At 62.2% G+C, this 23,414-nt stretch carries 21 protein-coding genes; 9 read left to right on the top strand and 12 right to left on the bottom strand.

The window, feature by feature from the left end:
• Position 1: 1 nt before the first annotated feature.
• The 3 genes from RQX22_RS00535 to RQX22_RS00525 are packed head-to-tail and all read right to left on the bottom strand — an operon-like array spanning position 2 to position 3,011.
• The gene (locus RQX22_RS00535) at positions 2-1,597 is read right to left on the bottom strand and encodes a carboxyl transferase domain-containing protein (protein WP_315722664.1); all 1,596 of its coding nucleotides are present in this window, start codon (positions 1,595-1,597) and stop codon (positions 2-4) included.
• The gene (locus tag RQX22_RS00530; protein ID WP_315722662.1) at positions 1,594-1,860 is read right to left on the bottom strand and encodes a hypothetical protein; all 267 of its coding nucleotides are present in this window, start codon (positions 1,858-1,860) and stop codon (positions 1,594-1,596) included. Before RQX22_RS00530 ends, RQX22_RS00535 begins: the two co-directional genes overlap by 4 nt.
• Positions 1,860-3,011 (bottom strand): isovaleryl-CoA dehydrogenase, encoded by a 1,152-nt coding sequence (locus RQX22_RS00525; RefSeq protein WP_315722661.1) that lies wholly within the window; start codon positions 3,009-3,011, stop codon positions 1,860-1,862. Before RQX22_RS00525 ends, RQX22_RS00530 begins: the two co-directional genes overlap by 1 nt.
• 100 nt (positions 3,012-3,111) lie before the next feature.
• Here RQX22_RS00525 and RQX22_RS00520 point away from each other — a divergent pair, with 100 nt between their 5' ends.
• Complete coding sequence (locus tag RQX22_RS00520; protein WP_315722659.1) at positions 3,112-4,299, top strand: acetyl-CoA C-acyltransferase; 1,188 nt, start codon at positions 3,112-3,114, stop codon at positions 4,297-4,299.
• Between the two features lie 62 nt (positions 4,300-4,361).
• Here the strand turns inward: RQX22_RS00520 and otsA are convergent, their stop codons facing one another.
• From otsA to RQX22_RS00500, 4 genes are read right to left on the bottom strand one after another with little or no spacing between them, the layout of a single operon-like run.
• On the bottom strand, positions 4,362-5,756 hold the full coding sequence (gene otsA / locus RQX22_RS00515; protein ID WP_315722656.1) for an alpha,alpha-trehalose-phosphate synthase (UDP-forming): 1,395 nt from the start codon (positions 5,754-5,756) through the stop codon (positions 4,362-4,364).
• The gene (locus RQX22_RS00510; RefSeq protein WP_315722655.1) at positions 5,753-7,537 is read right to left on the bottom strand and encodes a glycoside hydrolase family 15 protein; all 1,785 of its coding nucleotides are present in this window, start codon (positions 7,535-7,537) and stop codon (positions 5,753-5,755) included. The genes otsA and RQX22_RS00510 overlap by 4 nt, the downstream gene beginning before the upstream one ends.
• Positions 7,534-8,277, bottom strand: a complete 744-nt coding sequence (gene otsB, locus RQX22_RS00505) for a trehalose-phosphatase (RefSeq protein ID WP_315722653.1) — start codon at positions 8,275-8,277, stop codon at positions 7,534-7,536. Before otsB ends, RQX22_RS00510 begins: the two co-directional genes overlap by 4 nt.
• Before the next feature lie 58 nt (positions 8,278-8,335).
• Positions 8,336-8,824 carry an SH3 domain-containing protein gene (locus RQX22_RS00500; protein WP_315722651.1) on the bottom strand — a complete coding sequence of 163 codons (489 nt, stop codon included), beginning with the start codon at positions 8,822-8,824 and terminating at the stop codon, positions 8,336-8,338.
• Between the two features lie 103 nt (positions 8,825-8,927).
• Here RQX22_RS00500 and RQX22_RS00495 point away from each other — a divergent pair, with 103 nt between their 5' ends.
• Positions 8,928-9,920 (top strand): 2-hydroxyacid dehydrogenase, encoded by a 993-nt coding sequence (locus tag RQX22_RS00495; protein WP_315722649.1) that lies wholly within the window; start codon positions 8,928-8,930, stop codon positions 9,918-9,920.
• Between the two features lie 111 nt (positions 9,921-10,031).
• Here RQX22_RS00495 and RQX22_RS00490 read toward each other — a convergent pair whose 3' ends face one another.
• The gene (locus tag RQX22_RS00490) at positions 10,032-11,438 is read right to left on the bottom strand and encodes an NAD(P)H-dependent flavin oxidoreductase (RefSeq protein ID WP_315723496.1); all 1,407 of its coding nucleotides are present in this window, start codon (positions 11,436-11,438) and stop codon (positions 10,032-10,034) included.
• A 58-nt stretch (positions 11,439-11,496) separates the two neighbouring features.
• Positions 11,497-12,636: a glycosyltransferase gene (locus RQX22_RS00485; RefSeq protein WP_315722647.1), complete on the bottom strand. Its 1,140-nt coding sequence runs from the start codon at positions 12,634-12,636 to the stop codon at positions 11,497-11,499.
• Between the two features lie 240 nt (positions 12,637-12,876).
• On the opposite strand from RQX22_RS00485, the gene RQX22_RS00480 reads away from it, so the two are divergent.
• Entirely contained in the window at positions 12,877-13,770 is an 894-nt protein-coding gene (locus RQX22_RS00480; protein ID WP_315722645.1) for a PilZ domain-containing protein, read from the top strand.
• A gap of 2 nt (positions 13,771-13,772) precedes the next feature.
• On the opposite strand, the gene RQX22_RS00475 is transcribed toward RQX22_RS00480, so the two are convergent.
• Complete coding sequence (locus RQX22_RS00475; RefSeq protein WP_315722643.1) at positions 13,773-14,660, bottom strand: alpha/beta fold hydrolase; 888 nt, start codon at positions 14,658-14,660, stop codon at positions 13,773-13,775.
• Between the two features lie 36 nt (positions 14,661-14,696).
• Between RQX22_RS00475 and RQX22_RS00470 the strand changes: the two genes are divergently transcribed.
• Positions 14,697-16,109: a protein adenylyltransferase SelO family protein gene (locus RQX22_RS00470; RefSeq protein WP_315722642.1), complete on the top strand. Its 1,413-nt coding sequence runs from the start codon at positions 14,697-14,699 to the stop codon at positions 16,107-16,109.
• A gap of 20 nt (positions 16,110-16,129) precedes the next feature.
• On the top strand, positions 16,130-17,563 hold the full coding sequence (gene astD, locus RQX22_RS00465) for a succinylglutamate-semialdehyde dehydrogenase (RefSeq protein ID WP_315722640.1): 1,434 nt from the start codon (positions 16,130-16,132) through the stop codon (positions 17,561-17,563).
• A gap of 39 nt (positions 17,564-17,602) precedes the next feature.
• Here the strand turns inward: astD and RQX22_RS00460 are convergent, their stop codons facing one another.
• Positions 17,603-19,114, bottom strand: coding sequence for a replicative DNA helicase (locus tag RQX22_RS00460; RefSeq protein ID WP_315722638.1), 1,512 nt, complete (start codon positions 19,112-19,114; stop codon positions 17,603-17,605).
• 104 nt (positions 19,115-19,218) lie between these two features.
• Here RQX22_RS00460 and RQX22_RS00455 point away from each other — a divergent pair, with 104 nt between their 5' ends.
• From RQX22_RS00455 to RQX22_RS00440, 4 genes are read left to right on the top strand one after another with little or no spacing between them, the layout of a single operon-like run.
• Positions 19,219-19,683, top strand: coding sequence for a UPF0262 family protein (locus RQX22_RS00455; protein WP_315722636.1), 465 nt, complete (start codon positions 19,219-19,221; stop codon positions 19,681-19,683).
• Between the two features lie 44 nt (positions 19,684-19,727).
• Positions 19,728-20,138 (top strand): hypothetical protein, encoded by a 411-nt coding sequence (locus RQX22_RS00450; RefSeq protein ID WP_315722634.1) that lies wholly within the window; start codon positions 19,728-19,730, stop codon positions 20,136-20,138.
• The gene (gene dcd, locus RQX22_RS00445; protein ID WP_315722632.1) at positions 20,138-20,692 is read left to right on the top strand and encodes a dCTP deaminase; all 555 of its coding nucleotides are present in this window, start codon (positions 20,138-20,140) and stop codon (positions 20,690-20,692) included. Before RQX22_RS00450 ends, dcd begins: the two co-directional genes overlap by 1 nt.
• Positions 20,689-21,006 carry a hypothetical protein gene (locus RQX22_RS00440; protein WP_315722630.1) on the top strand — a complete coding sequence of 106 codons (318 nt, stop codon included), beginning with the start codon at positions 20,689-20,691 and terminating at the stop codon, positions 21,004-21,006. The genes dcd and RQX22_RS00440 overlap by 4 nt, the downstream gene beginning before the upstream one ends.
• A 53-nt stretch (positions 21,007-21,059) precedes the next feature.
• On the opposite strand, the gene RQX22_RS00435 is transcribed toward RQX22_RS00440, so the two are convergent.
• Positions 21,060-23,369, bottom strand: a complete 2,310-nt coding sequence (locus RQX22_RS00435; protein ID WP_315722628.1) for a ribonuclease R family protein — start codon at positions 23,367-23,369, stop codon at positions 21,060-21,062.
• Positions 23,370-23,414 lie beyond the last annotated feature (45 nt).

Here is a 23,414-nt window from a genome sequence, read left to right as displayed (position 1 = left end):
ATTACATCCTGAAAAGGCCGAACTGGGCACGTTCGGCGATGGGAGCATTGAGCGTTGCCGAAAAGGCGAGGCCCAGGACGTTGCGGGTCTGGGCAGGGTCGATGACGCCGTCATCCCAGAGGCGCGCAGTGGCGTAATAGGGATTGCCCTCATCCTCATAGCGTTGGCGAATCGGCGCCTTGAACGCTTCGGCCTCCTGCAATGTCCAGCTCTCCGCATCCTTGTGCACGGTCGCAAGCACCGATGCCGCCTGCTCTCCCCCCATCACGCTGATGCGGCTGTTGGGCCAGGTGAAGAGGAAGCGCGGGGAATAAGCGCGTCCCGACATGCCGTAATTGCCTGCGCCGAAGCTGCCGCCGATCAGCAACGTGATCTTCGGAACCTGTGCGGTGGCGACCGCGGTCACGAGCTTCGCGCCGTCCTTGGCGATACCGCCTGCTTCATATTTGCCGCCGACCATGAAACCCGAGATATTCTGCAGGAACAGCAAGGGCGTCCGCCGTTGGCAGGCCAGCTCGATGAAATGCGCGCCTTTCAGCGCGCTTTCCGAAAACAATATTCCGTTATTCGCGATGATCGCCACCGGCATGCCCCAGATCCGGGCGAAGCCGCAGACCAGGGTCGTGCCGTAAAGCGACTTGAATTCATGGAATTCGGATTCGTCGACGATGCGCGCGATAACCTCGTGAACGTCATATGGCGTCCGGACGTCGTCCGGGATGATGCCGTAAAGCTCGGCCGGATCATATTTCGGCTCGACCGGCTCGGCGATGTCGAGATCGACGGTCTTCACGCTGTTGAGCCGCGCAACGATGCTTCGGACGATGGCCAGCGCATGATCGTCATTCTCGGCGACATGGTCGACCACGCCCGATTTGCGACCGTGAAGGTCGCCGCCGCCCAGATCCTCGGCCGATATCACTTCGCCCGTGGCGGCTTTCACGAGCGGCGGTCCGCCGAGGAAGATCGTGCCCTGGTTACGGACGATCACGGTTTCGTCGGACATTGCGGGAACGTAGGCGCCGCCCGCGGTGCAGCTTCCCATCACGCAGGCGATCTGGCTGATACCCATGCTGCTCATCTGCGCCTGATTGTAGAAAATCCGGCCGAAATGCTCGCGGTCGGGGAAGACCTCCGCCTGATGCGGCAGGTTGGCGCCGCCCGAATCGACGAGATAGACGCAGTGAAGACGGTTCTGCATCGCTATTTCCTGCGCGCGCAGATGCTTCTTGACCGTCATCGGGAAATAGGCGCCTCCCTTCACCGTGGGATCATTGGCGACGATCATCACTTCGCGGCCTGAAACACGGCCGATACCGGCAATCACGCCAGCGCCCGGGGCTTCGTCCTTGTACATGCCGTTGGCAGCGAGCTGGCCGATCTCCAGGAAGGGCGATCCCGGATCGAGCAGCCGCGTCACGCGGTCGCGCGGGAGCAGCTTCCCGCGCGCCACATGGCGTTCGCGGTGCTTTTCCGACCCGCCGAGCGAAGCCTCCGCCACCTTTTGCCGCAGCGCTTCGGCAAGCTGCCGGTTATGCGCCGAATAAGTGCGGAACGAATCCGATCCGTCGTCAATCTTGCTGGTCAGAACCGTCATGCTTGCACCGGCTTTTTGCGAATGAGATAGCGATAGACGCCGAACACGTTGATCGCGAGCAGGACCAGGTTGAGACTAGCGATCGCCTCTTCCGGTCGCGGATCGAGAAAGCCGTAGAGAATGAAGGCGACCGACGACGTCACGAACAGGACGAATGCCCATCCGGTGGGTCGCCGGCCCAGGTCCAGCGACACCACGAAGGCGGCAATGGCGGCGGCGATCGCACCATACCATTGCAGGACGAAAAGCATGGCTGGACTCATCAGGCGCCGATCAGCTCGCGGCCGATGAGCATCCGGCGAATCTCGTTGGTTCCCGCACCTATGTCGAGCAGTTTGGCGTCGCGCGCAAATCGTTCGACCGGCCAATCCTTGGTATAGCCGGCACCGCCCAGGGCCTGGATCGCCTCCAGCGATGTCTTCACCGCGTTTTCCGACGCGAGCAGGATCGCTCCGGCCGCGTCGAATCGGGTTGTCTTGCCCGCATCGCAGGCCTTGGCGACCGCATAGACATAGGCCCGTGCCGAATTGAGCGCGACATACATGTCAGCGACTTTGGCCTGCATCAGCTGAAAGCTGCCGATCGGCTTTCCGAACTGCTTGCGTTCGCGGAGATAGGGAATCACGACGTCGAGGCAGGCCTGCATGATGCCGATCTGAATGCCGGCAAGCACGGTCCGCTCGTAATCGAGGCCGGACATCAAAACGGCAACGCCGCCATTTTCCGGGCCCATCACATTTTCCTCGGGGACCTCGCAATCATTGAAGACGAGCTCAGCGGTCGGCGATCCGCGCATGCCCATCTTGTCGATCTTCTGGCCGATCGAGAAACCGGGCATGCCCTTTTCGATGATGAAGGTGGTGATGCCCTTCGACCCCTCGCCGGTCTTGGCGTAAACGACCAGAGTATCGGCATAAGCGGCGTTGGTGATCCAGAATTTGGTGCCGTTGAGCACATAGCCGCCCTGCACCTTGTCGGCCCGCATCTTCATGCCGACGACATCCGATCCCGCCCCCGCCTCCGACATGGCGAGCGAGCCGACATGCTCTCCGCTGATCAGTTTAGGCAGATATTTGGCCTTCTGGTCCGCATTGGCCCAGCGGCGAATCTGGTTGACGCAAAGGTTGGAATGGGCACCGTAGCTAAGGCCGATCGATGCGGAAGCGCGTGCGATCTCTTCCTGCGCGACGACATGCTCGAGATAACCGAGGCCAAGTCCGCCATCTTCCTCCGAGACGGTGATGCCGTGGAGCCCAAGCGCGCCCATTTCCGGCCAGAGATCCTCGGGAAACCAGTCCTCCGCATCGATTCGCGCCGCCAGCGGCGCAATGCGGTCGGCCGCGAAGCGACTCGTGGTCTCGCGGATGGCGTCAGCCATCTCGCCCAGCGCAAAATCGAGACCAGGATCGGACATGGATTGCTCTCCTCTTTCGCGGCCCCTAGCAGAGCCGCGACGATTTGAACAAGCGACGCCGAACGCCTACATGAGCGCCGATTGAAGATAAGGAAACAGCATGTCCAACGATCCGATTGTCATACTGTCATATGCCCGCACGCCGATGGGTAGCTTCCAGGGGAGCTTGTCCGGCGCCAGCGCGACCGATCTCGGCGCGGCTGCCGTCGGCGCGGCCATGGAGCGCGCCGGCGTAGCGCACGATCAGGTCGACAGGATCTATATGGGCTGCGTTCTCCCGGCCGGCCTTGGCCAGGCGCCGGCGCGCCAGGCGGCGTTGAAGGCGGGATTGCCGAACCATATCGAGGCGACGACGATCAACAAGATGTGCGGATCGGGCATGCAGGCTGCAATCATGGCGGCGGATACGATCGCCGCGGGATCGGCCGACGTCATCATCGCGGGCGGCATGGAGAGCATGACCAACGCGCCTTACCTCATGACAAAGCATCGTGCCGGCGCCCGAATTGGCCACGACAAGATGTACGATCATATGTTCCTGGACGGTCTCGAGGATGCTTATGAACCCGGCCGCCTGATGGGCAGCTTCGCGGAAGAGACCGCGGGTCTCTACCAGTTCACGCGCGAAGCCCAGGACGAATATGCCATCGCGTCGCTGGATCGGGCCCAGAAGGCCCAGGCGAGTGGCGCATTCGATCGCGAGATCACGCCGGTCGAGGTGGCCGGCCGCAAAGGAAGCGTTACAATTTCCCAGGATGAGCAGCCGGGCAAGGGCGATGCCTCCAAGATTCCGTCGCTCAAGCCCGCCTTTGCCAAGGACGGCACCATCACGGCGGCCAATGCCTCTTCCATCTCCGACGGTGCCGCCGCCCTCGTGATGACGCGGCAAAGCGTCGCCGACAAGCTCGGCCTGAAGCCGGTGGCCCGCGTCGTTTCCCATGCCGCTCACGCCCACGAGCCCGCAAGATTTACCACGGCTCCCGTCGGTGCCCTCAAAAAGGCTCTGGAACGAGCAGGTTGGGACGTGAAGGATGTGGATCTGTTCGAAGTGAACGAGGCCTTCGCATGCGTCGCCATGATCGCGATGCGCGATCTCGGCATCAGCCACGACATCATCAACGTTCATGGCGGCGCGACCGCGCTCGGCCACCCGATCGGCGCCAGCGGCGCGCGCGTGCTCGCGACCTTGATTTCCGCCCTGCAGACGCATGGCGGCAAGAAAGGCGTCGCTTCGCTGTGTATCGGCGGCGGCGAGGCCACCGCCATGGCCGTCGAACTGGTCGATTAGGGCCTGATCGTTTGAGGTGGAAGCGCTTCTCGCTTCCGCCGATGAGGTCGATCAGGTTCTATTCAAATGTTTGGACCTTTGGACGTTGCCGCGCATCCCTCCAGTTCCGCCACAAACTGGTGGCGCCATTTGACGACGTCGTCCTCCCGGACGCTGCGGATCATGGCCTCCCAGCGACGGATCCTTTCGTCGCGCGGCATCTCGAGCGCGCGGTGGAGTGCATCGCTGATTTCGTCCTTGCTGTAAGGGTTGACGAGGAGCGCATCCTCCAGTTGCAGTGCCGCGCCCGCGAAGCGGGATAAGATGAGCACACCCGGATTGTCGGGATCCTGGGCGGCGATATATTCCTTGGCGACAAGATTCATCCCGTCGCGAAGCGGTGTGATCAGGGCAATCTCGGATGCGCGGTAGAAGCCGGCCAGTTCCTCTCGCGGATAGCCTTGGTTGACGTAGCGGATGGGAACCCAATCCACATCCGCGAAATCGCCGTTGATGCGTCCCGAAAGCTCGTCGAGATGTTCCCGTATGGCTTCGTAAGTATGGACTTCGCCGCGCGACGGCGGCGCTATCTGCAGAAGGAAGATGTCGCCGCGGCGATCCCCATGTTCCTCCAGGAATCGCCGATAGCCGGCGAAGCGCTCCTCGAGTCCCTTGGAATAATCGAGCCGGTCCACGCCGATGACCACGTGCTTGCCGCCCGCGCTTTTGCGCAAGCGAAGGCAGGCTTCGCGGGCGACCTCGCTTCCTGCGGCTTCCTGAAACTCCTTATAGTCGATTCCAATGGGAAAAGCGGCAGCTTTCACCGTCCGGCCATCGACATGGACAGTGCCGTCCGGATCGACATGGCCGCCAAGTTCGCGCTCGATATAATGCCGGAATGAGTCGAGCCACTCCTCGGTCTGAAAGCCGATCAGATCATAGGCAAGCAGTGACCGCACAAGCCGTTTGTGGAACGGCAGCGACACCAGCAGCCGCGACGGCGGCCAGGGGATGTGGAGGAAAAAGCCGATCCGGTTCGTTATTCCCCGCTCCCGCAATTGGGAGCCCAGCGGGATCAGGTGGTAATCGTGCACCCAGACCAGATCGTCCGGCTCGATCAGCGGCGTCACGGTCTCGGCGAAACGTTCGTTGACCCGTTCATATCCGCTGCCGAAGCTGCGGTCATATTCCGCTAAATCGATGCGATAATGGAAGAGAGGCCAAAGCGTCCGGTTGGCATAGCCATTATAATATTCGTCGACGTCCTGCTCTTCGAGATCGATGGTCGCAGTGGTGACCCCGTCATGGCGCTGGAGGTCGATATGGCCCGTGAAATGCTCGGTCTGGTTGCCGGACCAGCCGAACCAAAGGCCGCGATATTCGCGGAGCGCCGCTGCCAGCGCGACCGACAGGCCGCCCTGTGCGGCCGGGTTTCTCTGCCCGGACACGCGGTTGGAAATGACGATCAGGCGGCTCATCGAATCGAGCTCCAAGGTCTGGAAAGGAGGCCCGCGCAGTTTATCAGCCCAACCAGCGAATAAGTCTGCGGATAGTTGCCCCACAATTCGTGGGTGGTGAAATCGCTATCCTCCGACAAGAGGCCGGCTGGGGTCAGCTTGGTTAGCATGTTCTCGTAGAGCGCCCTCGCCTCCTCGCCGCGCCCGACCAGATGCAGCGCTTCGATCAGCCAGAAGGTGCAGAAATTGAACGCGGTTTCCGGCAGTCCGAAATCATCCTCATTGGCATAGCGCAGCATATGTTCGCCGCGGCGGAGTCCCTTTTCGACCGCATCGAACGTGCTGAGGAAGCGTGGGTCGTCGGGGGCGAGAAAGCGCAGATCGAGGAACTGGAGCAGACTGGCGTCGAGATCGTCGCTGCCAAAGCTGGCTGCAAATCTTTTCCCGGGTTCGTACCAGGCCGCTTCTTCGATCTTCTGGCGGATCGTCGCTGTCCGATCGCGCCACAAGGCGGCGCGGTCCTCCAGGCCCAGCGCGACCGCGGCATTGGCGAGACGATCGCAGGCAGCCCAGCTCATTACGGAGCTGTAGGTGTGAATCTGGGCCCGGGTTCGAAACTCCCATAGACCCGCGTCGGGCTGGTCATGCATCTGCCAGGCGAGCTCGCCGACCTTCTCCAGGGAACAGAAATCGTCTACTGTCGCCTGGCGAAACAGGCGCTGGTCGAAAAAGGCCTGCACGTTGGACAGGACGATCTGCCCATAGGCGTCATGCTGCACCTGGGAATAAGCGGCATTGCCCACGCGAACCGGTCCCATACCGCGATATCCGGCCAGTGCCTCTGCTTCCCATTCCTCCAATTTAGGTTCGCCTGAGACCGCGTAGAGCGGCTGGATATGACCGCTTTTGGCCTGGTCTACGATATTACGTAGGTAGGACAGATAATTTTCGAGCACATCGAGTGCGCCCAGCCGATTCAAGGCCTGCACGGTGTAATAAGCGTCGCGTATCCAGCAATAGCGATAGTCCCAGTTGCGCCCGCTGTCCGGTGCCTCGGGTATGGAGGTGGTCATCGCGGCGACGATCGCTCCCGTTTCCTCATGCTGACAGAGCTTCAGGGTGATCGCCGCGCGGATGACGATCCTCTGCCATTCGAGCGGAATCGCAAGGCCGCGCACCCAGTCGCGCCAGTCGTCGGCAGTCTGGTGAAGCATCGCCGCCAGGACATGGCCGACATTGCCTGCGAACGGTTCGTCTGGGCCCAGAAAGAAATGGAGCGACTTTTCGAGACGAAAGGACCGGCTTTCCAATATCGCACTGATCGGTGCGTCGGTGGTGAGCCTGAGCGGCTGCGGTTTCAGAAGGTAACGGATATGATTGGTGCCGCTGGTTCGTTCCGCGCTCGCGGCGCCCCAATTCGATGCCGGATCGAGGTGGACGCTGAGCCTCGGAACCCCGGTGATGGGACGCACGATCCGGACGAAGGCCACGGGCCGATACATGCGTCCGGATCGTTGGAAACGTGGACAGAAATCAAGAACCTCCGCCACGGCTCCACTGGCATCGGTGAGGCGGGTAACGAGAATCGGTGTGTTGCGCAGATAGCGCTGCTCGGCCGACACCTGATCTTCGATCGTCACGCGCCATTCGCCGCGCGGCTCCTCGGCTTTGGGCGACAGCAGGGTGCAGAATAAAGGGTCGCCGTCGACCTGTGGCGCACAGCCCCAGACCAGGCCTGCCGCCTCGTCGACCAGCGCGCTGACCTGGCAATTGCCGATCGGCCAAAGCGATAGGGAGGTCATTGGCCCTGTTCCGCAAAATCGTTCAGCCAACGGGCCACCGCAGCCACGTCGCGCAGCCGCCATCGCGCAACGGTCGCACGCGCCGGACCGACCAGGACCCCGCCTCCGCCAAGATCGGCGGCCGCCGAAAAGGCGTCTTCGTCTGTCAGATCGTCTCCCACGAAAATGGGACGCCCACCGGCAAAGACTGGTTCCCTCATCAGCGCGCGTACCGCATCGCCTTTATGCGCACCCCCCGGGCGCAATTCCGCAACCATCTTGCCGCGCTGCAGGCTCATCCCGGTCCGGGCCGCAAGATCGCGAACGAGAGCGACGACCTTGGCTTCCTCGGCCGGCGCCTGTCGATAATGAGCGGCAACGCCGAAAGGCTTGTCCTCGATCAGGATGCCGGGCGTGGACGCCGCGAAGGCCGCAAGTTCCGATCGGGCCGCTGCCAGTCTCTCGGGGACTTCCGGGCACAGGCGGCGCCCGTCCGGCATGAGCAATTCCAGCCCATGCGAACCGGCAATGGCGACGCCCGAACAATCGAGATGATCCTGGAGATCGCGGATGGCGCGCCCGCTGACGATCGCGACCCTTCCTTCCAGCTTTTCGGACAACGCCCCAAGCAGATGGCCGAGCTTTGCCGGGACGTTGATCGAGGCGGGCGTTTCTGCCAACTCGACCAGGGTGCCGTCGAAATCGAGAAAGAGGGCAGCCCCGTTCAGAATCGAGGAATGCACCGCGTCAGCATCAGCCATGAGGTTCGTTGGCAAGGGCGGGCGGGGATCGCAAGTTCTGATTGCGAAGATTGGCCTCTCAGTCGATGCTTTCGCCCGGGTCCGTGCCCCAGATATGATCGCGATTGATAAAGCCGCGCCGTCCGCCGACGTCGAACTGGCACCAATTGCCTTCGCATTCCGAAATCCTGCCGACCACGCCAGCCTGTACCTGGTAGCGGATTTTCGAGCCTGTGTCGGGCGATTCGTACATCGGATGCGGCCCTTCGCCAGTCACCAGCGCAGTGCGCGTATCGCTCAGAAGGTTGACCAGCATCCATCCGGTTACGCCCTCTGGATCCTGGATCTTGCGCCAGCTTGGATAGGTCTCGATCACCTTGATCGGAAGGTCGGCGCGGACATAGAGCCACGTGGCCGGGTAGGTCGTGGCGGGACCGGTCCGCATCATTGCCTTCCCCGACGAGATCGAAGCCCAATAGGGAGTCTTCCTCTCCGTCTGCGCTTGGGCACTGCTCAGCATCGTGGCCGTCAATGCGAACAGCGCGATGATCGCCGGTCGTTTCAGCATGCATGCCCCTTATCGGTTTCGCGCATTGTAGGACCTGAGGGGCCGCATCATCAACCGCCATCTGGCTTGACGGTTCACATTGGGACGGCCTAGCGAGCATCGCATGAAAGAACGCCCGGCACGGCCATCTGTCATCGTCACACGCAGGCTGCCGGCGGCGGTCGAAGCTCGGATGGCGGACCTGTTCGACGCAAGCTTCAACAAGGAAGACAAACCACTCACGCGGGCCGAACTGTCAGATGCGATGAGCGCTTGCGACGTATTCGTGCCGACCGTCACGGACACGATCTATGCCGGCCTGATCCGAGGCGCGGGAGAAAGGCTGCGCCTGATCGCGAATTTCGGTGCCGGCACCGACCATCTCGATCTTGCCGCCGCTCGCCAAAAGGGCATCGTCGTCACCAACACGCCCGGCGTCCTCACCGAAGATACGGCCGATCTGGTAATGGCGCTCATCCTTGCCGTGCCTCGACGCCTGGCGGAAGGCGAGAAAGTGCTCCGTGCCGGTCAATGGGCAGGCTGGGCACCCACGGGGCTCGAAGGCCATAGCGTCACGGGCAAGAAGCTCGGCATCTTGGGGATGGGGCGAATCGGCCGGGCCGTGGCCAAGCGCGCCCGCGCCTGCGGACTCAAGATCCATTATCACAATCGCGAGCGGCTTCCGGCAAATGTCGAGCGGCGCCTCGGCGCGAAATATTGGCCGGATCTCGACGCGATGCTGGCGGCCATCGACGTGCTGACGATAAACGCGCCGTACAGCCGCGAGACCCATCATATGATCGATGCACGGCGCCTGAAATTGATGAAGTCCGACGCCTATCTGATCAACGCGGCGCGCGGCAGCATCGTCGATCAGGAGGCGCTGATCGGCGCGCTTCAGACGGGTACCATCGCGGGTGCCGGGCTCGATGTCTTCCCGGACGAGCCCAATGTGGATCCTCGTTTGCTGAGGCTGAGCAACGTGGTTCTGCTTCCGCATATGGGCTCGGCGACCTTCGAAGGCCGCGTCGGCATGGGCAATAAGGTAATCGCCAATATCCGGGCCTGGGTGGACGGACACCGGCCGCCGGACCAGGTATTGGAGGGCTGGGCCTGATCCTGCCGGCCTTGGGGGCGCTATCGCGTCCCGGGAGAGCCGTGACGAGATGAGCAAATCACCGCAGGATAGGCAATTGGTGGGAAAAAGACCGATCCGCCGGTCTCCCGATCAGTCGCCGGTCCGGATCCTCTCGATCAACTGCTTGACGGTAGGAACGAAGCCGTTCGAATAGAAGGGATCCTTCTTGAAACGGAAAGCCGCATGGCCCGCAAACATCAGGTTCTGCTCGACAGGCCCGCCATGGGCGATGTCCTGAAGCGTTTTCTGGATGCAGAAGCTGCGCGGATCGGCAAGGCGACCGGTGCTGTTCTTCTCATTGTCCGCCCAGGATGAAAAGGCGCACTGACTGAGACAGCCCATGCAATCGGCCTGATCCTTGCGGATCATCTGCTTTTCTTCCGGATTGACGAAAATGAGCGTCTCGTCGGGTGTCTTGAGCGCCTCTGTATAGCCTTGTGCATACCATTGGCGGGCGTGGAGCAGGTCCCCGCGCGTCACCCAATAATTGCGCTTGCCGGCCACGCCCACGTCCAGCTGGAAGCAATGATCGCCAAGCTCTTCCTTGGTGAAGGCGATCTGGCGATGGGAGCGGGCTTCGAGCGCGCGGAGGAAAGGATTGCGCACCGCCGAGCTATAAAAGCCGGTAGGAGAGAATTTGTGCAGGAGGACGTCGCCCTCCTCAAGCGTCATCAGGCGCGCCTTCCATTCCTCGGGAATGGGGCTTTCCTGGGTCAGGAGCGGACGGGTGCCGAACTGAAAGATGATCTGGCCAAGCTCGGGATTGTCGATCCAGTCATTCCATTCCTTGAGGTTCCAGACGCCCCCCGCCATCACGATCGGGACATCGTCCGAAATCCCGCCCTGCCGCATGGTTTCGCGAAGCGCCTTCACGCGCGGATAGGGATCCTGAGGCACGAGCGGATCTTCGGCATTGGAAAGGCCGTTGTGGCCGCCCGCGAGCCAAGGATCTTCATAGACCACCGCTCCCAGCCACTCTGCCGCCTTGGAATAAGCGCGCTTCCACAGGGCGCTGAAAGCCCGCGCGGAGCTGATGATCGGAAGATAATTGACGCCATAGGATGCGGCGATCTCCGACAGCTTGTAGGGCATGCCGGCCCCGCAGGTTACCCCTGAAACGAGCCCCCTCGTCCGCTCCAGCACGCCATGCAGGATACGCTGGGCGCCTCCCATTTCCCAAAGCACATTGATGTTGATCGCCCCCTGTCCGGACGCGATTTCATAGGCGCGATGAACCTGCGCGACGGCGCCGTCGATCGCATATTGGATCAGCTCTTCATGCCGCTCGCGCCGGGTAAGGGCATGATATATCTGCGGAATGATGCGGCCTTCGGGATCATAGCTGTCGGCGTTCACCGCCGAGACAGTGCCGATGCCGCCGGCCGCCGCCCAAGCGCCCGAACTTGCGTGGTTAGTAGCCGATACGCCTTTGCCACCTTCGATAAGTGGCAGCACTTCCCGGCCAGCATACATGATGGGCCGAATACCTTTGAACATCATTCCTCCAAGAGCGGCTATCTTATTATAGGTCAGAACTTATGTTAATGCGTCAAAATTATATGGTTTCCGGCAACAACGCTTCCGGACGGCCAATGGCTTCGCCATAAAGGCGCCCATAGCGCGCAATCATATTTTTCTCATCATATTCGCGGGCAGCGCGTTCGCGGTTCGCGTGGCCGATCGCCCGGCGAAGATCGGTGCGCTCGGCAAGACTGTCCAATGCGGCGATGAAAGCCGCTTCGTCCTCCTGGCCGACGATCAACGGTGCGTTGTCGATGGAAACGATCGCTGCAATGTCGCCCACCGCCGTGGCGACCGCAGGCAATCCGGCCGCCATGGCCTCGACCAGCGAGATCGGAAATTGCTCGCTGTCCGACGACAAAGCGAAGATGTCGAAATGCCCGACATAGCGCCAGGGCTCGGGGATGAAGCCAGGCAGGATCAGCCGATCGGCGACGCCCAAATCACGGGCTTGTGCGACGATCCTTTCGCTTTCCGGCCCTTCTCCGACGATCACCAGGCGGGCATTCTTCGCTTTCATCGCGGCGAACGCGCGGACCAGCCGGGGCAGGTTTTTGACCGCGCGAAGACCGGCCACGGTGCCGACAACTATCTCCCCTTTGCGTCGGACGAGCCCTGGGATCGAACCGCCCTCCGCCGCCGATCGGTAGCGCGCGATCTCGATGCCGTTGGGAATCCGTTCGATCTTGCGCTGCGGCTGCCCCCAGGCCCTGCGCGCAACCGATTCCAACCGTCGCGAAGGTACGACGAGCCGAAACGCTGCGGACAGGCCGAGGCGGCGATATAGATTGCGGCGGCTTTTCAGCTGGTCAGCCTCGTCCTCGTTAAACCCATCCTCATGATGGATGAGCGGCGGTCCCCCGAACAAATGACGCGCCATCACCGCATCGAACGCGCCCCAATTATAGGTGAGTACCAGATCGAAGCCGCGCATGAACCGGCTGAGACGGAACAGCCGCTTCAGCCCCGGCATCCCGGCGAGCGGAGGGGCATCGGCGGGAAAATCGACCTTGATCCCTTCGGCGATCGCATCGCCCGCGGAAACATGGCCGGGCATTGCGCTGAGCACCGCATGCTCCGCCGCGTCGCCGAACATGTTCATCAAACGTACCGCCCGCGCTTCCTTGCCGCCGAGCGAGAAAGTAGAATGCGCGTGAAGGATGCGGACCGTCATGCGCGCCTTATGCCGCACGTCTGCGAAGAACAGAAATCTCCCTCCGCAAGGACGGAGCCGGTCCGCAGCAGGTCCCGGCATTTACCATGAAACTTCACCGGATCTTGACCTTGTCGTGCGAACCGGGAGCGTTGATCCTATTGGCTCGAGGGCAAGGTGAGCGGAGACATTCTCTTTCAGACGGTCTTTTCGCTGTCGGCGGACATTCCGCCGTCAGAGCCGAATGCCGCCGCCCCCAGCTTGGCCAGCCTGCGCGCCGGCGCGTTGATCAGCGGCAGCATCCGCGAAATCTGCTTCATCCGCAAGATCTCCGGTGGCGGTGCTCTGCTCCATGTCGATTCACCTGTTGCCGTCGGGCAGCGGTTGGAACTGGAGCTCATGGCAGGCCAGCAGCTCGCCGGAACCATCAGCTGGCGCCGCGGATCGGAAGTCGCGATCCAGTTCGATACGCCCGTGGACGTCTTCGCGATCATTGCGAGTGACTTGGTCAGCCAACCCGGTGAGCGCCGGCGTATGCCTCGTGTAGAACTGTGCAGCCCAGCGAGGGTGGAGACGGAGCAAGGCCAGGATGTCGCCATTACCCGCGACGTCAGCCAAGGCGGTGTCAAGATCGAATGTCAAAATGGCCTCGTCATCGACCAAAGGGTCGCGGTGACGCTCGAGGATTTCAGGCCGCTGGAAGGCCATGTCCGCTGGGCGAGCGGGATCATGGCCGGCATCGAATTCGAGCAAGAGCTGGCCTGGCAGGATCTGATGCCGTGGCTCAAGGACCGGCGCAATGCGGCCCTTCGTGCGCGGCCGGCCCCCGTCCGGAGCCTGCCTTCGGATGGCCTGCTGCCGGTAGTTCCAAGCTTCTCGGGCAGCGTCGACCTCAATCTTCCGGCACGCATTCGGGAAGGCACCAACCGCTGGAATATCGACGTTGCCGCGATCACGACGCGCCATGTCGAATTCGAATCCTTTGCAAGTCCCCGAATCGGAACCCTGCTCTGGCTGGTCTTGCCGGGTCTCGAAGGCTGGCCCGCCCGGGTCACCGAGGTAGAGCAATGCCATTTCACCTGCGAGTTCACGCAGCCGCTTCACCCCGCGGTCCTCGAGCGGATTCTCGTCGACGCCCGGCGTGGTCGCCACTGAAATCAGGATTCGGTTGGAGATCCTGACATTGTCGCGACCCGCGTCAGCAGCGCTTCGATTCCAGCGACCGCTTCGGGCTCCTCCAGCGTAGGAGCATGACCGACGCCAGCCACGGTTACGCTTTCCAGCATCGGCTTCTTCTTTTTCATCAGCGCGACGGTTTCGGCGGTGAGCAGATCGGACAGCGCGCCATGAACCAGCAAGGCCGGCATGCCGGAAAGCGCTCGAAATGCCGGCCAGAGATCGAATCCCCCGCTTTCTCCGGCCGGCGTCTTGAAAGGCTCGGCGATACGGGCGTCATAATCAGGAACGATACGGCCACTGCCATTGAGTTTGCACAGGCGCTTGGCAAAGATCAGCCATTGCTCGAGCTTCCACTCCGGATAGACGTTGCCCTGATAGTCCTGGAAATGGCGGGCGGCGTGAACCCAGGTCGGCCAGCTTTGCGATCGGCCGACATAAGATCGGATGCGGCCAAGCCCGCGTTCGTCCAACACCGGCCCGATATCGTTGAGCAGGACGCCCGCGAATCGCGCCTTGCCGCGCATGGCCAGCAGCATGCCGACGATGCCGCCCAGGGAAGTGCCGAACAGGACGAAGCGATCGAGCCCCAGCGCTTCGATCAAATCCTCGATATCCTCAGCATAAACGGGGGGCGCATAGGTCGATGAATCGCGTGCATAGGCGCTCTCGCCCCGGCCGCGCAGATCCACGCAGATCAGGCGCCACTCCCCCGCCAGGCGATCTGCAACACCTTCGAAGTCCCGCGCGTTACGCGTCAGTCCTGGAATGCAGAGGATCGGTGGCCGTGAAGGCTTGCCGTCATAATCGCGATAGTGGAGACGCAGGCCATCGCGCGACGACCAGTAACCATCCGACCATGAAGCCATGCCCTGTCCCTCGATCCCGAAGGTCCATATCGACCGATGACCATTGCGCCGCAACCCAGCTCCTACCGGCCGGAAACGGCGATCCTATCCTTGGGAGAGGCATTTTACGATCCCGTGACGGCGGCGCAGTTTCCTCAGACGATCGTGCGTTTTCGCAACGATCGCTGGGCGCCAGCCGTCGGACTGGGCAGCCTGGATGAGGATCAATGGATTAGGCATTTCGGCCGGTTCGAGCCTCTGCCCGACACCTTGGGCGTGCCGCTGGCCCTCCGTTATCATGGCCATCAGTTCCGGGTGTACAATCAGGATATCGGCGATGGGCGCGGCTTTCTTTTCGCACAGTTGCGGGATGGCGCCGGGCGGTTGCTCGATCTCGGCACCAAGGGTTCGGGGCAAACGCCGTATAGCCGATTCGGGGACGGCCGGCTGACGCTCAAGGGCGGTGTGCGCGAGGTGCTTGCCACCGAGATGCTTGAGGCGCTTGGCGTCGAGACCTCCAAGAGCTTCTCACTCATAGAAACCGGCGAGGCGCTGGAACGGAATGACGAGCCATCCCCCACCCGCTCGTCGGTGCTTGTCCGGCTGCAGCACAGCCATATCAGGATCGGTACGTTCCAGCGGCTTGCTTTCCTGGACGACAGGGAGGCTATCCGGTCGCTGGTCGATTATTGTCTTTTCCACTATTTCGGCGAGGAAGGCGGCATCGACGGCCCTGCACGTCTGCTTGCCCATGTCGCCGCCAACGCGGCAAAGCTTGCGGCCACCTATATCGGGGCCGGTTTCGTCCATGGCGTGCTCAATAGCGACAATATCGCCATCACCGCTGAAAGCTTCGATTACGGACCCTGGCGCTGGACCCCCCTCTGGGACGGGACGTTCACGGCCGCCTATTTCGATCATGCCGGCCTTTATTCGTTCGGACGGCAGCCGGAGGCGATTCACTGGAACCTCGTTCAGCTGGCCGCATCACTCCGCCTCGTGGCCGAAGCGGAAGCACTGACGCCGGCGCTCGAAGCCTTTCCACCGGCGTTCCAGACTGCCCTCGTCGCCGCAATGCTCGCTCGGCTGGGCGTTGCGCCGAACGAAGCCGGGCGCGACGCCGATCTGGTCGTGGCGATCGAGCAGGCGTTGGCGATGAAGACAGTCGAGATCGATCGCTTCTTCTTCGACTGGCGAGGCGGACGGAGGCGCGCTCAATCGCCCGCCGACAGTTTCTACGAGGAGGAGGGCTTTGCCAAGTTCCGGCATGCCGTGGCGGACTATATGCCTGCCGTGAGGCTCGATCATCCATATTGGTCGGATGAATCGCCCTGTTCGATGCATATCGACGAGGTGGAGACCATCTGGAGGAAGATCGACGAAGCCGACGATTGGTCGGCTTTCGACGCGAAGGTCGCAGCGGTTCGGCGAATGGGCGAAGCACTGCATGCGCTTGACCCGATGCCTTAAAAAATGTTGGGTCATTTCGGATGCATACCTTGATTTCAACGGAGCCGGCGACCGGCGCAACCTTGTGGACCGGCGGGCGCGGCGACGCGGATGCGGAGGTTGCACGGGTGCGATCGGCTTGGCCGGGTTGGGCCGCGCGCCCCCTCTCCTTCCGCATCGAGACGCTGCGCCGCTTCGGCAACGTCGTCCGAGGCCAGAAAGAGGCCTTTGCCGACCTGATCGCTCGAGAGACGGGCAAGCCGCTGTGGGAGGCATCAACGGAAGTCGACGCCGTCGTCAACAAAGTGGAAATATCAATCTCGGCTTATTCGGAACGGACGGCTCATCGGCGGCTCGAGGGCGCGATGAACACGAGGCTGGCCGTCCGGCACAAGCCGCACGGCGTGCTGGCGGTTCTCGGACCCTATAACTTCCCGGCTCATCTACCGAACGGGCACATCGTGCCGGCCTTGATCGCCGGCAACGGCGTGGTTTTCAAACCGTCTGAGAAGACGCCGGCGACCGGCGAATATCTGATCCGTCTGCTCCACGAAGCGGGCGTGCCCGAAGATGTGGTGCGTTGCCTCCATGGCGGACCGGAGACGGGCCAGGCGCTCGCGGCCTCCGCCGGACTTGATGGGCTCCTCTTCACCGGTTCTGCCCGCGCAGGAATGGCGCTGCACCGGCAGTTTGCGGAAATGCCGCAAAAAATCCTGGCGTTGGAACTTGGAGGCAACAACCCGCTGGTGATCTGGGACGCGCCGGACACCTATGCGGCAGCATTGATCGCGGTCCAGTCCGCCTTCCTGAGCGCCGGCCAGCGCTGCACGGCGGCAAGGCGGCTGATCGTGCGCGATCAAGGCCATCAGGAGGTGGTCGAGCAGATTTGCAGGATCGCCGAACGGCTTATCGTCGATCATCCCCACGCGAATCCGGCGCCGTTCATGGGTCCGGTGATCGACAATCAGGCAGCCGATCAGCTGCAGGAGGCATTCCTCGGCCTGCTGACCAAGGGTGGCCGGCCGATCAAGCATCTCGAACGCCTTGCGGACGACAAGCCGTTCCTGACCCCGGCCGTGATCGACGTTACCGATGTGCGGGATAGGCCGGACGCGGAATTGTTCGGACCGGTCTTGCAGGTCATACGCGTGGCAGATTTCGATATGGCCCTGGCCGAAGCCAATGCGACGCGTTTCGGTCTGGCTGCGTCGCTGATCGGCGGCAGTCCCGAGCTTTACGACCGTTTCTGGTCCAATATCAGGGCCGGCGTGATCAATTGGAACAAGCCCACCAACGGAGCCCCCTCAAATGCTCCGTTCGGCGGCGTGGGCCTCAGCGGCAATCATCGCCCGAGCGCCTTTTACGCCGCCGATTATTGTGCCTATCCGGTCACCAGCTCCGAAGCCGAGCAAGCCCGAAGCTCGATCGGCATCGGCCTTCGCGATCCCTATGCCGCCAACAATCTGGAAGATTGACCGCAAAGGAACGCTGGAACGGCGCGGCCCCCGCCAGAATCAGCCGCGTGCTTCCGGCAGGTAGCTGTCCTCGATATAATCGGAAAAGCGGGTGATCTTGCTTTCGAACCTCATCTTCACCTTGCCGGTGGCGCCGTGGCGCTGCTTGGCTATGATGAGTTCGGCGAGGCCATAGACCCGCTCCATGTCGCGCGCCCATTGTTCGTGCGCTTCATGGGTCTTGACGTCGTCGCCTTCGATCGGTCGCTTCGGCTCGCGCGACTGGACATAATATTCCTCGCGATAGACGAACAGCACGATGTCCGCATCCTGCTCGATCGATCCCGATTCTCGGAGATCGGAAAGCTGCGGACGTTTGTCCTCGCGCTGTTCGACCGCGCGGCTGAGCTGCGACAAGGCCAGCACCGGCACGTTCAGTTCCTTGGCGAGCGTCTTCAGCCCTCGCGAAATCTCGGAAATCTCCTGGACGCGATTGTCGTTGCCGCCTTTTCCCGTGCCCTGGAGCAATTGCAGATAGTCGACGACGATGAATCCGATACCCCGCTGCCGCTTCAGGCGCCGCGCGCGCGTCCGGAGCGCGGCGATGGTGAGGCCCGGCGTATCGTCGATATAGAGCGGGAGCGATTCAAGCTCCGCGGCGGCGCGGGCGAGGTTGCGGAAATCCTGCTGGCTGATCTTGCCCATGCGCAGATTTTCGGAGCTGATCCCCGATTGTTCCGCAAGGATACGGGTGGCAAGCTGGTCCGCCGACATTTCGAGGCTGAAAAAGGCGACGCCGGCGCCAGCGGATTTCTCGGCCGTCAGCCCGTCCTCGAGGTCCCGGACCATGCGCTGGGCAGCGTTGAAGGCCATGTTGGTGGCAAGCGCCGTCTTGCCCATGCCGGGACGTCCCGCAAGAATGATGAGGTCGGAATGATGAAGGCCGCCGGTCTTGCTGTTGATGCCATCGAGGCCGGTCGTGATTCCCGATAGGCCTCCGCCGGTGTTGAGAGCCTTTTCCGCCATCTGCACGGCCAGCTTGGTCGCAGCCGCGAACGTCTTCACTCCGCCTTCGCCGCCGCCTTCCTCGGCGACCCGATAAAGAGCCGCCTCTGCCTCCTCGATCTGCCCCTTGGGGTCGACATCCTCGCTTGTATCGAGCGCATTTTCGACCATGTCCCGGCCCACGCCGATCAGGGCTCGGAGCAGGGCCAGCTCGTAAACCTGTTCGGCAAAGTCGCGTGCGCCGATAATGGCCGCGCCGCTCCCGGTCAGCTGGGCGAGGTAGGAAGGGCCGCCCAGCTCCTTCATCTCCTCGTCCGATTCGAACATGGGGCGGAGCGTGACGGGACTCGCGATCATGTTGCGGTCGACGAGCTTCAGGATCGCTTCATAGATTCGGGCGTGAAGCGGCTCGAAGAAATGGTCCGGCCGAAGCTTGAGCTGGATATCCTCGGCAAGCCGGTTGTCGATCATCAGGGCGCCGAGCAAAGCGGCCTCGGCATCGACATTCTGCGGAAGTGCAGACGCCTCTGCGGGTTGCGGTTCGGCGATTCTGATGATGTCGGCCATGAGCCCATCCTAGCTCAGTTCTGGTCTTCGGGTGTAGCCGAAACGAGATTATTCCGTGGTGCCTATTGTGGACGGACTGTGGATAAGCCCGCTAACAGGCGGAAATGGGCGATCCCCGCATCATCGACGTGAAACTGGACGACCGGACGATCATCTGGCGCAATGCCGATGTCGAACAGGAGCGCAGGATTGCGATTTTCGACTTGCTGGAGGACAATCATTTTCAGCCGATCGGTCATGACGGACCGTTCCGCATATTGCTGCGGGTGGAGGATAATCGTCTTGCCGTCGATCTTAAGGACGAAAAGGACGAGCCGTTGGAGACGATCCGCCTAGGCCTCGCCCGTTTCCGTCGGCCGATTCGCGACTATTTCGCGATCTGCGATTCCTATTTCAAGGCGATTCGGCTGGCTACGCCCAGCGGCATCGAGACCATCGATATGGCCCGCAGAAGCATCCACAACGACGCAGCCGAACTTCTGAAGGAATCGCTGGCCGACCGGATCGAGATGGATTTCGACACCGCACGCCGCCTCTTCACCCTGATCTGCGTGCTTCACATCAAGTGAAACGGGGCTTGAAGGCGCCACAACTTCCGGCGCAAGCTGGATGGATGAAGAAAGCCATGATTTTCGCCGCCGCCTCGACCTTTTGCTCCTTGGCCGGCTGCGCCACGAGTAGCACCCCTTACAGTCCGGTTCGCGACGCCAGCTACAGCGCGTTGGGCGAAGACCCCTTCTGGATGGTCGCGATCGGCGACGACAAGATCGTGCTGACCCTGCCGGCCGATCCCGGCACCCGCAGGTCGCTCAACAGCCATATCTATCCGCGCGTGCTGCCGCGCACCACCGGTGGCGTCAAAAGGTGGGAGTCCGGAGAAGGCGCTGCCGTCATCACGATCGAAGCCCGGCCGGGGCCCTGCGCGACCGGGGGCAAGGAATTCGAAGATCGGGTACGCGTGACGCTGAGCGGGCGCGCCTTCGAGGGTTGCGGTGGCAGGCAGATTCGGGGAAAGCGCACCTGATGTCGATCATGTCGGACAAATGGATCCGCGCCCAAGCGCTGGAAAATGGCATGATCGAACCCTTTGTCGATGGCCAGAAACGCGACGGCACGATCAGTTACGGCCTCTCCTCATATGGCTATGACGCGCGCGTGTCCGATGAGTTCAAATTGTTCACCAACGTGGACAATGCGATCGTCGACCCCAAGGATTTCAAATCGAACAGTTTCGTCGATCGCAAGACCGATTGCTGCATCATTCCGCCCAACAGCTTCGCCTTGGCGCGAACCGTCGAATATTTCCGGGTACCGCGCGACATACTCGTCATCTGCCTCGGCAAATCCACGTATGCGCGCTGCGGGATCATCGTCAACGTGACCCCACTGGAGCCCGGCTGGGAAGGCCATGTCACCCTGGAATTTTCCAACACGACGCCGCTTCCCGCCAAGGTTTACGCCAATGAAGGCGCCTGCCAGTTCCTTTTCCTTCAGGGCAATGAGCCGTGCGAGACCAGCTACGCGGACCGTGCGGGCAAATATATGGGGCAGCGCGGCGTGACCCTGCCGAAGCTTTGAACGGCAATCCGCTCACGGCGACCAGGGTCAACCGGCTTGTTACCTATGGCCTGCTCTTTTCCGCTATTATCATCCTCGTGGCCGGTCGGCTCGGCGCGCTCCAGGGCGGAGGATGGACCGTTGCCGGGCTGATTCTGTTCGGCCTCTCCTGCTTCACCGACCCGCTCCTGCCCGGCAGCACGGAACTGACGCCGCAGCAGGTGGCGATGATCCGCCATATCGGCCTCCCCTATCGCCAAGGCGCCGAGAAAGTCGTCAGCATGCTGGTCGGGACCTGTTTCCTTGCCAGCGGGCTCTACCTCTCTTTGGGCTGAAGATCCTGATCATTCGTCTTCAAAGATGAATGGATAGCACTGAAAAAGCTGGACTATCTCTTTCCCTTGTGACGGATATTGGACGGCCGGCCGCGTTTCCCCTGACGGTATTTGCCCTGATCCTTCATTCTCCTTCCATCCGTACGCGGCCCGCGATCGCTTGTGCCGGGAGATGCGTCGGGAAGCTCGAAGCGGAGTCCGCCCGATACCGGATTGGCTTCGACGAGGCGAAGCTGGAGGCGCTGGCCCGAAGTGAAGGCGGTGCCGCTATCGTCGCCGACGAGTGACTGGCTCTTTTCATCGTAACGGAAATATTCGGTGCCAAGGGTCGAGACAGGGACCAATCCGTCGCCCCCCAGGCCTTCGACCGTCGCGAAAAAGCCGAACGGCTGCACCCCCGTGATGCGGGCAGCGACCAGTTCGCCCACCCGTTCGGACAGAAAGGCGGCGACATAGCGGTCGATCGTATCGCGCTCCGCTTCCATCGCCCGCCGTTCAAGCTGGGAGATGAGCTCTCCGGTGACGTCCATGGCCTCGGCCTCGGCGTCGGTGAGGCTGCCCTCGCCCAGGCCGTAGCTGCGGACGAGCGCCCGGTGGACGACAAGGTCGGCATAGCGTCTGATCGGGCTGGTGAAATGGCCGTAGGATCCCAGCGCCAATCCAAAATGCCCGTGATTTTCGGGGCTGTAATAAGCTTGCGTCTGCGTCCGCAGAACCTGTTCCATGATCTGGGGCTTGAAGTCAGCCTCGCCGACCCGGTCGAGGATGTGGTTGAACGTCTGCGGACGGATGACCTGCCCCAGCGCGAACTCGATCTCGAACGTCTTCAGGAAATCCTTGAGCGCCACGAGCTTTTCCCGGCTTGGCGGTTCGTGCACGCGATACATGACCGGCGCCTTCTTCGCTTCCAGCGCCTTGGCGGCCGCGACGTTGGCGGCAATCATATAATCCTCGATCAGCTTGTGGGCATCGAGCCGCTCGCGCGGCGCAACGGAAAGGATGCGTCCTTTCTCGTCCAGCATCACCCGACGTTCCGGCAGGTCGAGGTCGAGCGGCGCACGCTTCTCCCGGGCGGCGTACAGCGCGCGCCAGCAGTCCCAAAGCGGCTTCAACGCGCTGTCCAGCAGATCCTTCGAGACCGGCCCTCCCTCCAGCTCCGGCATCGAACAGGGCGATGACGCGACCTCGATCCTGTCGTCATCGTCCAGTCCGTCGATCGCCGCCTGCGCGTCTTCATAGGCGATATTGGCGGCGATGCGGACGCGGGCACGGGTGAAGCGCCAGTTCTTGAGTTGTCCCTGCTTCGTCACCTGAAGGTGGCAGGCCAGGGCTGCGCGATCCTCGCCCTGAACCAGCGAGCAGACAAAGGCAGACAGCGTTTCGGGAAGCATCGGGACGACGCGGTCGGGAAAGTAGACACTGTTGCCGCGCCGGCGCGCTTCCTTGTCGAGCGCGGATCCGGGCCTGACGTAGAAACTGACATCGGCGATGGCAACGATCGCTTTCCATCCGCCGGCGTTGGACGGATCCTCGTCGGGGGCAGCCCAGACCGCATCATCATGGTCGCGCGCGTCGGCGGGGTCGATCGCGACGATCGGCAGGTGGGTGAGATCCTCCCGCGGCCCGAGCGTCTGCCCCGCCATCTTCTCCGCCTCCGCCACCACGGTCTCGGGAAAGATATGCGGTATGCCATGTTTGTGGATGGCGATGAGACTGAAGCTGCGCGGTGCGAAAGGATCGCCCAGAACTTCGGAGACTCGTGCGGCAAGCCGCGGTGGCCGACCTGTCTTTTCGGCCAGGACGAGATCGCCGACATCGGCTTTGCCGCGATCGGAAATGGGAAGCTCGTGCCTCTCTTTCTTTTCGACCGGCCGAAGCCAGTAATTTTCGCCCTCTCGGTGCACGACGCCCAGGACAAGTTCGCTGCCCTTGAGCAGTTTCTTCATCGGGTGCGCAGCATAGCCAGTACCTCGCTGCTCGGTGCGGGCGAGAACGCGATCGCCGACGCCAACGGCGCTCGCTCCCTTGCCCCGACGTTCCAGGATCCGGAGCCGGGGTTCCGGGGCGTCCGCTTCCCAGCGTTCCGGCACGGCCCAGGGCTGACCACCATCGTCCACGTCGACGACGCGCAGCACCGTTACCTTGGGGATCCCGCCCATCTTGTGAAAGGCGCGGCCCGGCGTGCTGTCGATCAGGCCTTCATCGGCCATGTCGCGAAGCAGGGATTTGAGCGCGATCTTGTCGGCGCCCGAGAGGCCGAAGGCCCGGGCGATCTCCCGCTTGCCGGCCGGCAGATCGGAACTGACAATGAAATCAAGTATTTGCTCCCGGCTGGGAAAGCCACTGCGCGTCGGTCTTGCCATTCTGATCAATCCTTAATACGGGGCGCCATGCGCCAACGCGCGGAC

Source organism: Sphingosinicella rhizophila, from assembly GCF_032378825.1.
In the GTDB taxonomy this organism is placed as follows: Bacteria; Pseudomonadota; Alphaproteobacteria; order Sphingomonadales; family Sphingomonadaceae; genus Allosphingosinicella; species Allosphingosinicella rhizophila.
Note: the sequence above shows the minus strand (reverse complement) of the source record. Positions and strands in the feature narration are given on the sequence as shown.